Here is a 10,801-nt window from a genome sequence, read left to right as displayed (position 1 = left end):
CGAATGATTTATTTTGACGAAAAGAAGTATATCCAGACGGTACTGGAGAAAACTAAACGTGAATTCGATTATCGTAATGCATTGGATACAGGAGACTGGCAGGATTGGCAGCAGTCTTTTCGCAGCAGGCTGGCTGAAATTACAGGCTTTGATCGCATAAGGCGACAGTCAATTGACGTACCTTTGTCGCCGCGAATAACGGAGACCATTGAGTTCCCGGAATATACGCGGGAGAAGATCTATATAACAAGCGAAACAGGTATAGAGGTGCCGTTCTATCTTTTGCTGCCGCACTATGGGGTCAAGCCGGTGCCATTGACTATATGTGCACACGGACATGGGAGGCGCGGCAAGGAAGATTACGCTGGAAACTTCGAGACTCCAGAGGATCGGGAACAGGCTATTCTTCAGGATCGAAACTTGGCGGAGCAGGCAGTTTTGCAGGGATATGCCGCTATTGTACCGGAAGTACGGGGGTTCTGGGAGATGGCCCGTCAAGAGGACATGGATGAAGGGAAAAGCAAGTCTTGCGATGATATGCAGAGAATATCGCTATTGTTAGGCCGTTCCTTAATTGGTGAACGGGTTCATGATTTCAGCAGAGTGCTGGATTACGCAGCAAGTCGTTCGGAGCTTGACATGGAGAAGGTCATGATAACAGGTAATTCAAGCGGCGGTGCTGTATGTGTATTCGCAGCGGCCTTGGATGAGCGTATTAGTCTGGTAGCTCCGGGCTGCTACTTTTGTACGTTCGAGCATTCGATTGTATCTGTTCATCATTGTATCTGTAATGCCGTTCCGGGCATGATGCAAGTCGGGGAAATGTATGATGTGGTAGGCTTGATTGCTCCGCGTCCAGTGCTAATGATCAATGGAGAGACAGATCCGCTATTTCCCATTGAAGGGGTGCATATTTCCTTCCAGCATGTACAAAATATATACGGACAATTCGGCTCTGCTGATCGATGCGAGCTGTTTGTTGGAGACGGCGGGCACCGTTATTTTAAAAATCGTGTATGGGATTTTGTAAGAGAGCAATGGGGACTTTAATTGAATGCTTTCAGGCATTCTTACCTCTCCTGCATTTGCAATAAAAGCAAAAGACTGCCGGTAATTCCCGGCAGTCTGGGGAGACTTGTCCTATGGACAGTCTGATTGTTTAATTTGCGATAAATTCCTGTACCCATTCACCATTATAATAAGCTACTCCGATTTTGGTATAGTTCGGGCTTAAAATATTTTGTCGGTGACCTGGGCTGTTCATCCAGGAATTCATAACCTCCTGTGGTGTCCGTTGACCCATAGCGATGTTTTCACCGGCGTACGAATATTTAATGCCGTATGATTTCATCATGTCGAATGGAGATCCATAGGTTGGGGAAGTATGATCAAAGTAATGATTATTGTACATATCCTTTGCTTTGGCGAGCGCCATTGACGACAGGGAGCTGTCGCTTGTTAACGCCTTAACGCCTGCTTTGGCACGTTCCTGGTTCACTAAGGTAACTACTTGGCTAGCATAATCGGACACGGTTGCAGTTGTACCAGCTCCTGGTTGTTGAACAGTTGAACCGCTGCCGGCAGTTGTTCCTGTTCCAGGAATATTCAATATCAGTCCAGGCCAAATAATATTCGGGTTGGCCACCTGAGGATTAGCTTTTATCAGGGAGGTTAAGCTAACACCTTGTTTCTGGGAAATCAGCCACATAGTATCATTTCCTGTTACCTGGTAAGGAGCAGCTGAAACAACTCCAGCCCCAATCAAAGTACCTAGTGCAAGCGCACCTGTCAATACGGATTTCTTGAAACGCATTTAAATCATCCTCTCTTTTTTGTGCCTGCGGAGTTAGCTGACGGATTAGGGTCAAAGAGCAATCACCCTGCCACGAAAGTGGCTTCACCCCGAAGAATGGGTTCCCCCGCGCTTCATAAGAAGCTTTGGCCTTTGATTTATTTCTCAATAAGAACAGGCAAAGTTTAGCAACTTAGCGTCCCTTTTGAGGTTGTTTCATTTTATCACGGGTATTTGCTGAGGTCATTGCACAATGTTTTCCAAAAAATACGTAGAATATATAAGTTTATTTGAGGATAAAAGATCATAGAGGGTCATGATTGAGATGAACGAAATGATATGAATAGCCCGGTAAGGTCCGTCCGCGAGACGTCCCAAACCGGGCTTAGATTGTATTATTGACTCAATTATATAAATAAGTTTCATTCCCACTATGAATAAGCGGCCGCCATAATCGAAGCTGCGGTAGAACAATCCGTACGTACCCTTGTTTATAGACAAAATATTGACTTGGAACAATGGCGAGATTGGGTTATGTTATAAGGAACATACTATGACTTTTAACACTTAATATGCGAGTACAATGCGATGCGGGAGGGTGAGAGGATTAATGGTGTGGAATCCGGATAATTATCTGAAGTATTTGTATGACAGCATTAGCCCGGTAGAAAGATTCCAGGCGAATTCAGAACAGGAATGGAGCGAGTGGAGGAATCGTTTACGAGAACGATTCGTTGAGCTTCTTGGTGGTTTCCCGGCTGAGGCTGCTGATCTTGAACCGGTTGTTCTCGAATCAGTGGACTGTGGAACCTACATCCGTAAGCGTATGCAGATTCAGACCTACGCACATCTTCATATGCCTTTTTTCGTGCTGATCCCTAAGTCGACTCAGCACGAGGGCAAGCTTGGGGCTGTTATTGCATGCCATGGCCACGGTTACGGCAGCAAGGATATTGTAGGCCTGAACTCGGATGGCACAGTTAAAACGACAGATCTCGGTTATCAGAAGAACTTCGCTGTTGAGCTGGTCCAACGGGGATTTATAACTGTTGCTCCAGAGTTATTCGGGTTTGGAGACCGGAAGCTGGCTGAGGATAACCTGGAATCGAACTCCTGCAAGCGTTTGTCCGCCTTTCTGTTGGCAATGGGACAGACGATGGCTGGATATCGCGTGTATGAAACGCTGCGCCTCATAGACTACTTGTACACTCGCGAGGATGTAGACGTGAAGCGCATTGGTTGCATGGGCATTTCGGGCGGCGGGATGGTTTGTTCATTCGCAGCTGCCCTTGATGACCGGATTTCCGCTGCCGTTGTAAGCGGCTATGCTAACACGTTCCAATCGAGCATTCTGGCTATGCACCATTGTATTGACAACTACGTCCCCGGTCTGTCATTAACCGCGGAACTGCCGGATCTGCTCAGTTTGATCTCTCCCAAGCCATTGCTGCTTGAAGCGGGAATGAGTGATCCGATTTTTCCCGTTCACGCAACACGGGAAGCGCACGAGCAGCTAAAAAAGGTTTACGAGTTATTGGGAGCAAGCGAGCAATTGGAATTGAGCTTGTTTGAGGGGACGCATGAGATATCCGGGAAACATGCCTATGATTGGTTGAACAGGGTATTGGCTTCAAAAGCAGCTGACAGCTTTAGTTGAAGCGTTACGGCACTTCTTAAGTTCATACTTCGAAGCCTTGAATCTAGATATTTCAAAAAAATCTTTAAGCAGCAGTATGCCGCAGCTTGCCTTATAGGCAGGCTGTTTCCTTATTCATAGAGGTTCCCGAGAATAGTAAACGAGGTTTTATTTAAATATATCTAAAATGTGACAATATTCCTTTTAATGCGTGTTTTTCTGCCTTTTTATGAGTTTCTATGACTTTAGTCACATGATTATTACTTGTGGAATCGATAAAATATGGGGTATGCAAGTTAAGGAGCCCTAGAGAGAGATAAGGTATAGGAATTCAGCTTTACAGTTTTATTTATATTACAATTGAAAGTGGGAGAGAAAATGAAAAAGAAAATGTTGAATTATTTATTTGCTTCAGTAGTTGTCCTTTTATCATTGTTTGGAGTTTCATCAGCAGCATTGGCTGCTCCTGCATTGGATTTTGTAGTAACTGCAGTTGGTTATGATAATGGAGTTTTGAAAGCTAGCGGTACTTTTGCTAACACTGGGGACAAAAACATCGAAACAGTAAATAAAGTGGATGTTAAAATTATTCTTTTTAATGCTGAGGGAGAAAGCAAAGAAGTTGCTCATCAGTATTTCTCTAACTTGAAAGTACATATCAAACCAGGTGAGACAGCAGAATATACACTTGAATTTACAGATGTACCAGAATATGTGGATGCTACAGCGTGGAGTGCAGAGGAAGGCGATTGGGAATTTACATATTTTGAAGATGCAGCTCCTGAAGCGGCACCAGCCCCTGAAGCAGCAGCAGCTCCTGCAGCTGAAGCAGCACTTGATTTTGTAGTTACAAGCCTTGGCTATGACAACGGTACTTTAAAAGCCGGTGGGGTTTTCAAAAATATTGGTGGCAAAAACATCGATACTGTAAACAAAGTTGATGTGAAAATTTCTTTATTCAATGATGCTGGTGAAGGTAAACAAGTTGCAGATCAATATTTCAGCAACTTGAAGGTGAACTTGAAACCAGGAGAAGAGATCGAGTACACGCTTGAATTCACTGGAGTACCGGAATATACGGATGCAACTAAATGGAGTGCAGAAGAAGGCGATTGGGAATTTACTTATTTCGAGTAAATTCTGGCTTAAATTCATAGCTGATCCAGCTTAATCACATTATTTGTGGTTAAGCTTTTTTTTAATTTATAAGAAAGTTTAATGCACCCCATGATCAAGGGGGATGATTATAGGGATAGCAGCTATGAGCTCTGGAGGATTTTGTACGGAACGGAAAGTTCCGCTATTCCACCTGCCGCCGTCAATCTGGGGCAATAGCGGAAGCGGGAATTCCGTTATGTTGGCCGAATTGGAGCATTTATGTACAAATCAGAGCAATAACGGAACGGGCTGTTCCTTTATCACTCTGATTTTTGGACTTTTCAGGTGATAAAGGAACAATTACTTCCGTATTACGCTTCACTCCCGTGGATGCAGTACCGACGTGTTGTTTAGGATTATGTATGTGCAGGGATCTCTGCACTAAAAGTATAGAAGCTAACCGTACATGGAACATCAGCAGAGGAGTTCATTGCTATCATTTTCTTGTGTTTCAACTTAAAGTGAGCAAAAGAACCGTCAAACTCCCACTTTTAAAGTGGGGTTGAGGGTTCTTTTTCGATCCTATATGTATGGGTTGGTACTTTTTGAGTTACCGAAGGCATCAGGCTCGTCAACTCTCCATTCGTTTCTTGCCGAAGGTAAGATGGAAACATTCATTTTAAGTTAACGGATGCTCTGTCTTTCAAGCTTAGCGCGATGATTCTCGCCCCAGCATTTTGCCAATTGTATAACGTACGTTCCGGCACATTAGTGCGGAACCATTCCAAAGCTGCTCTTGACGGGGCATCCAAATGCTCTGCCGAATAACGCAAGCTATAAGGTTTAATGCCTACAATGTAGGGGAAATAGAGTACGTTGAAATGTCTCCATTCATCGGTAGTGCCGAATTCCTCATCTCCGTGCGGCTTTAATTGCCTGATGATTTCCAACAGTACCGACTTTAATTCGATAGCCCGCTCAAGCACCTCATTGTTTGCACCACGCTCCTGCAGCCGCTTGTCTATCCATTTCAATTGCGTCAACGGGTTCGATGCTAATCGCTGGAAATCGCCAATATGGCTTAAAGCTCGCCGCGTGAAACGATACAAGTCCTCCTCATTCATCTCCTCGGGAGCTGCTTCCTCGTCCACACGAACTTGAATGCTTTCCTCGAGCCTTAACCGCGAACGCGCTTGGCGCAGCTTGGGGAAAGTTACAAATGCGATGTTGTCCAGCATGGCCCGAATCGGATATACAAATACCTGGAATGCGATGGAGATGGCGATACTGATCATGAGCAAAGCAACCATCGTATAATTGAAGCCAGTACCCCACTTAATGATCAGGGCCACCTGTCCGGAAAACAGCAGCGTAAAAAAGACGGAATAATCAAATGAACGGAAAAAATCGGGTAGCCAGGATTCCCCCTGGCCCTTAATTTCAGTTATCATGATGCAGAATGCAAACAGCAGCAGTCCCACGCCATTTCCTGCATAACCCCACAGCTTCCATGAACCATCCTGTAAGATAAATGTCATAATTGTTACACAAGCATACAAAATAAGCGGCAGGTATAATAAAATGCGATGGATTCCCGATACTTTGATACCGTAATAAATGGCTCCCCATAAAGAAAGTGCAAGGATGAGGAGGAGAGTGGTGCATAAAATTGCTTGGTAAGAGATTGCATACCATTGCGAATTTTTAACGCATATCAGCCAAATACAACTGAATAAAGCCAGTACCAAAACCGCGTATTTCCATAGGGGCCATAATACATTGTGCTTACCTTCCTGATCGGAAGTATAAGAAATCATAATACCCAGCCACAATATCAAGGGCAGAAATAAGGAAATGTCTTGAACCTTTAACAAAACGATGCTTTGAAATGCCTCTTGAGCGTAAGGAGATAGAAGAGCTGTGCTTATACCGCAAGAGTGAACTAACAAAGCAAGACCTGCTAGAACTAGACGTACATTTCTAAAGTCTCTGTTGATAATATACAATCCGAACCAAAATAAAGCCCCAAAGTATGCCAATTGCAAAAACATCTTCCTCGTCGTCCTCCTCTCACATGTCGGCACATACATAGAACGGCTGCCATGTGGATGAATCCCTGAAAAATTTGTATAAAAAATCCAGATGCAATTAAGTATACGTGAACTTCGTTGTTGGAACAACAATGTTTGTAACGATTCAAGTACAAACGAGTCAATTTATCCGCATCCACAGTGTCGAAAGTATTGAATGCTGTTCCCATATCGATAGATGACTTAGTCATACAAAGTCATAGTATTTTACCTGCGCAAATAGTGACTTGGACATGGGATTGAAGTGACTGTTTTTACGAGGTGATGTGAATTACAATGAAAATCAATTTTGGAATTTCAATTCCAGATAATGAGGAGGAGCAAGGGATGAGGAAGTTATTGAATAGCAAAGGCATAGTTGCTACTACGCTTGGAGTTATGCTGTGTCTAAGTCTTTCTTTAAATGTATGGGGAGCAGGAACATTAACGGAGGTAAAAGTATTTTTGAATACAGGCATCAAGGTAATGCTTAATGGCAAAGCTTTCGAGCCCGTTGATCCGGATGATGGGACGAAGCTTGTACCGATCACTTACAGAGGCTCAACTTATTTGCCGATGAGGGCAGTTGCGGAAGCAGCGGGGATTAAAGTTAACTGGGATGCCAACACCGAAACGGCTTATCTGGGTGAAGTGTCGGGAACTATTTCAAAAGACAGTATAAACTTCATCAAAGCTTCCCCTGAATTTGTCTATAACGGGAATGCTACCTACAGGCTGGCAAGCCGAACACCAAATGAGGTTACTACAGGCGATGGTACAGTGTTGAACTATGGCTATGTGACCGGAGGCTCGCGATCTGTGAATATGGAGGTTACCACCAACTTTACCTACAGCAAATTTAAAGCTAAAGTATGGGTATCGGATTCCCTAACTAAAGAAAATCTGCAAATTAAGATAGTGGATGAAAATAATGTTGCGGTGAAGGAGCTCAAAGTAAAAGGAGATACATTAACAGAGCTGGAATTAGACGTCAAGGATACTAAAGCACTTCGGATCTACGTACAAGGGGATAAAAGTATTGTCGGCGAGCCGATGCTAGGCAAATAAATTTGGCAGAAGTGCAGTCTCATTCAATATCTAACTGGAAAAATGCCGCATTGGCAGGGAAAACCTGATCAATGCGGCATTTTTATTGAACCGAAGGCTCGCCGTTCTTAAGCATTCCCTATAAATTTTCTGCGAAAGCTCAGAGGTGAAATGCCCTCTTTTTTAAAAAAACAGGTTGAAAAATAAGAACCGTGTTGAAAACCAATCTCCTCGGCTATACGGGTAATAGACCATTCCGTTTGAATCAGAAGTTTCTTGGCTTGCTCAATGCGGTAGTGCTGCAAGTAGTCGATTGGCGTCATCCCATAAACCTTCAGCATACATTTGGCCAAATAGTTAGGATGGTAATTGAGCTCTTTTTGTAGGAGGGGGTTGGATACGCGTTGTGTGTAATTTTGACGAATAAACAATTCGACCTTCTCGGCCAGATGGAAGGCTGTTGCATCCGATGCTGCTGCCAGGTCTCGATCCAGATGCTGCATAAATAGCTGAAAGGCTGTTTGTCTCTTCCAGTTCCGGAGGGATCGCGGCTCGTGCTCCAACTGAAAAAACTGCTCCAAAATATCGATTGCCTTCTGAGACAGCTGCATATATTTCGGAATGAATATCGGACAAACCTCTGCATGGTTCAAATAGGCGGTTTGTTTATGCTGCTCTATTAGAGCAGACTGGTTTTCCAGACACGCGTTCATCCCCTCGCACTCATTCCAGGCGCCAAAGGTATGGAAATGAATCCAGATGATCTCGGTTTCCTCCACACAAGGCGCAGTTCCGTAATGATTCGCATCAGGTCTGAGAATGAAAGCTTCCCCCTTCTGAAGCGCCCATTCGTTCGTACCTTCCCCGATAAACAAAGTCCCTTTAGTCACCACAATCAAATCAAATGAACCGATGTTGCTCCTGCTAATATGAGACTCTCCACAACGGTAATAAGCTCTGCCGCAATCTATAAAATAAGGGACGGGCGGTGAGATGAAATGAAGGATAGGTGAATTCATCGCGATGCCTCCATAGGTTGAAATTTTTAAAAAAGTGGTTGTAAAACCGTATATTCATACCATATTACTACATGTATTATATTAAATAAAGCGCTTCCTGTAACGTTGTAATTATTTAAAAAATAAAACCGCACTCAGGTCTTGAAGCAGCTGTTCTTGCAAGATATGAAAGGAGAGTATTATGAATAATCTATCGATCTCCAGAGCGCTTCCATTAGCCAATGTTCATATTCAAGATGAATTTTGGTCTGAATACATTCGATTGATTCGTGAGGTTGTTGTCCCTTATCAGTGGGAGGCATTGAATGATCGGGTGGAGGGTGCTGCGCCGAGTCATGCGATTCAAAATTTCAAAATTGCCGCAGGCTTGGCTCAAGGAGAGTTTTACGGCATGGTGTTTCAGGATAGCGATGTGGCCAAATGGCTGGAAGCTGTAAGTTATTTGCTCGAAACAGGAAAGGATCCCGATTTGGAGCAATTGGCCGATGAGGTTATCGAAATCATAGCAAAAGCTCAGCAAAAGGATGGGTATCTTAACACTTACTTTTCTCTAAAAGAACCGGAAATGAAATGGATGAATTTGGCGGAATGTCATGAGCTGTACTGTGCAGGTCATATGATTGAAGCGGCGGTTGCTTACTATAAGGCGACTGGAAAAAAGAAGCTGTTGGATGTCGCTTGTCGCTTGGCGGACTGTATTGATGAGGTGTTTGGTGCGGAAGCTGGGAAGCTCCATGGTTATGATGGTCATCAAGAGATCGAACTGGCACTGGTAAAGCTCTACCATGCTACCGGAACTAAATCGTATTTAAGCTTAAGTCAGTATTTTCTCAATGAGCGAGGTACGAGTCCGAGCTTCTATGATATTGAGTTCGAACGCCGCAATCGCAAAACTCACTTTTCCGGTTTGAACATGGTTCGCGACCGATCCTACAGCCAGGCCCATTTGCCGGTGAGGCTTCAGGAAACAGCGGAGGGGCATGCGGTTAGGGTTGTATATATGTGCTCGGGAATGGCAGATGTTGCCGCCGAAACGGGCGATGAAGAGCTGCTGGAGGCTTGTCGAAGACTCTGGAGCAATATAGTTAACAAGCGGATGTATATTACGGGTGCGATTGGCTCGATGGCCCATGGTGAAGCGTTCTCTCTCGATTATGATCTGCCTAACGATACGGCTTATGCCGAAACATGCGCTTCGATTGGCTTGATCTTTTTTGCACAGCGTATGCTGCAGATTGAAACCAGAAGCGAATACGCCGATGTCATGGAGCAGGCTCTGTATAATACAGTGATCAGCGGCATGTCACGTGACGGGAGACAATTTTTCTATGTGAATCCGTTGGAGGTTTGGCCTCAAGCTTGTGATAAGAACAAAAATTTGAGTCATGTCAAACCTCAGCGTCAGGGCTGGTTCGGATGCGCCTGCTGTCCACCCAATATTGCCAGATTGCTTGCTTCACTCGGGCGTTACATGTACTCCACGAAAGATCAGACGCTTTATGCTCATCTTTATATAGGCAGCCAGGTAGACATTGAGCTTGGCGGCCATAAGGTAGGCTTGCTGCAGCAATCGCAGCTCCCTTGGAAAGGCAATGTACATTTTGAAATAACAGTGGAAGGAGCAGCCAAGTTTACATTAGCTTTACGGATTCCAAAGTGGTACAAAGAAGCTGAGATTCGACTAAACGGCATAACGTTTCAAACAGATGATGTGTTGGTAGATGGATATGTCTATATCAACAAGGTTTGGCAATCAGGCGATACGGTGGAGCTTAATCTTCCCATGCCCGTTAACCGCATGAAAGGACATCCCTTGCTTCGGGAGACGATTGGAAAAGTAGCGCTGCAGCGAGGGCCGATTGTGTATTGTATGGAGGAGGCTGACAATGGGCCGAACCTGCATCAAATCGTGATTGCGCGGCAGACTCAAGAGCAGGTCCAATTTCATGCAGAGCTGCTGGGAGGGCTTCAGGTTTTGAGCGTTGAAGCTTACAGGGAGCAAACGGATGGTTGGGATAACCTTCTGTATAAAGTGGAAAACAACATTCGAACCGAGTCGGTAACAGCTACTTTCATTCCTTATTTTGCCTGGGCTAACCGGGGGCGCGGAGAAATGGCAGTTTGGATTAGAGAAAGCTGA

General features: G+C 44.4%; 8 protein-coding genes and 1 riboswitch. Of the genes, 5 read left to right on the top strand and 3 right to left on the bottom strand.

Features of this window, described 5'->3' with window-relative positions:
• Positions 1 to 3: 3 nt before the first annotated feature.
• Positions 4 to 1,050 carry an alpha/beta hydrolase family protein gene (locus ACFQ0C_RS02785; RefSeq protein ID WP_379363762.1) on the top strand — a complete coding sequence of 349 codons (1,047 nt, stop codon included), beginning with the start codon at positions 4 to 6 and terminating at the stop codon, positions 1,048 to 1,050.
• A 109-nt stretch (positions 1,051 to 1,159) separates the two neighbouring features.
• On the opposite strand, the gene ACFQ0C_RS02780 is transcribed toward ACFQ0C_RS02785, so the two are convergent.
• Entirely contained in the window at positions 1,160 to 1,813 is a 654-nt protein-coding gene (locus ACFQ0C_RS02780) for a CAP domain-containing protein (protein ID WP_379363760.1), read from the bottom strand.
• 7 nt (positions 1,814 to 1,820) lie between these two features.
• A riboswitch (cyclic di-AMP (ydaO/yuaA leader) is annotated at positions 1,821 to 1,954 on the bottom strand.
• A gap of 448 nt (positions 1,955 to 2,402) precedes the next feature.
• Here ACFQ0C_RS02780 and ACFQ0C_RS02775 point away from each other — a divergent pair.
• Both ACFQ0C_RS02775 and ACFQ0C_RS02770 read left to right on the top strand, forming a co-directional pair.
• Positions 2,403 to 3,449, top strand: a complete 1,047-nt coding sequence (locus ACFQ0C_RS02775; RefSeq protein WP_379363758.1) for an alpha/beta hydrolase family protein — start codon at positions 2,403 to 2,405, stop codon at positions 3,447 to 3,449.
• Positions 3,450 to 3,806: 357 nt separating this feature from the next.
• Positions 3,807 to 4,565 (top strand): hypothetical protein, encoded by a 759-nt coding sequence (locus ACFQ0C_RS02770; RefSeq protein WP_379363756.1) that lies wholly within the window; start codon positions 3,807 to 3,809, stop codon positions 4,563 to 4,565.
• 635 nt (positions 4,566 to 5,200) lie between these two features.
• Here ACFQ0C_RS02770 and ACFQ0C_RS02765 read toward each other — a convergent pair.
• Positions 5,201 to 6,577 (bottom strand): hypothetical protein, encoded by a 1,377-nt coding sequence (locus tag ACFQ0C_RS02765; RefSeq protein WP_379363754.1) that lies wholly within the window; start codon positions 6,575 to 6,577, stop codon positions 5,201 to 5,203.
• A 366-nt stretch (positions 6,578 to 6,943) separates the two neighbouring features.
• Here ACFQ0C_RS02765 and ACFQ0C_RS02760 point away from each other — a divergent pair, with 366 nt between their 5' ends.
• A complete protein-coding gene (locus ACFQ0C_RS02760) occupies positions 6,944 to 7,663 on the top strand; it encodes a stalk domain-containing protein (protein ID WP_379363752.1) in 720 nt (239 codons plus the stop codon).
• A gap of 107 nt (positions 7,664 to 7,770) precedes the next feature.
• Here the strand turns inward: ACFQ0C_RS02760 and ACFQ0C_RS02755 are convergent, their stop codons facing one another.
• Positions 7,771 to 8,661: an AraC family transcriptional regulator gene (locus ACFQ0C_RS02755; protein WP_379363750.1), complete on the bottom strand. Its 891-nt coding sequence runs from the start codon at positions 8,659 to 8,661 to the stop codon at positions 7,771 to 7,773.
• A gap of 181 nt (positions 8,662 to 8,842) precedes the next feature.
• Here ACFQ0C_RS02755 and ACFQ0C_RS02750 point away from each other — a divergent pair, with 181 nt between their 5' ends.
• The gene (locus ACFQ0C_RS02750; RefSeq protein ID WP_379363748.1) at positions 8,843 to 10,801 is read left to right on the top strand and encodes a glycoside hydrolase family 127 protein; all 1,959 of its coding nucleotides are present in this window, start codon (positions 8,843 to 8,845) and stop codon (positions 10,799 to 10,801) included.

This window comes from Paenibacillus sp. GCM10027630 (assembly GCF_042676305.1).
Lineage (GTDB): Bacteria > Bacillota > Bacilli > Paenibacillales > NBRC-103111 > Paenibacillus_S.
Note: the sequence above shows the minus strand (reverse complement) of the source record. Positions and strands in the feature narration are given on the sequence as shown.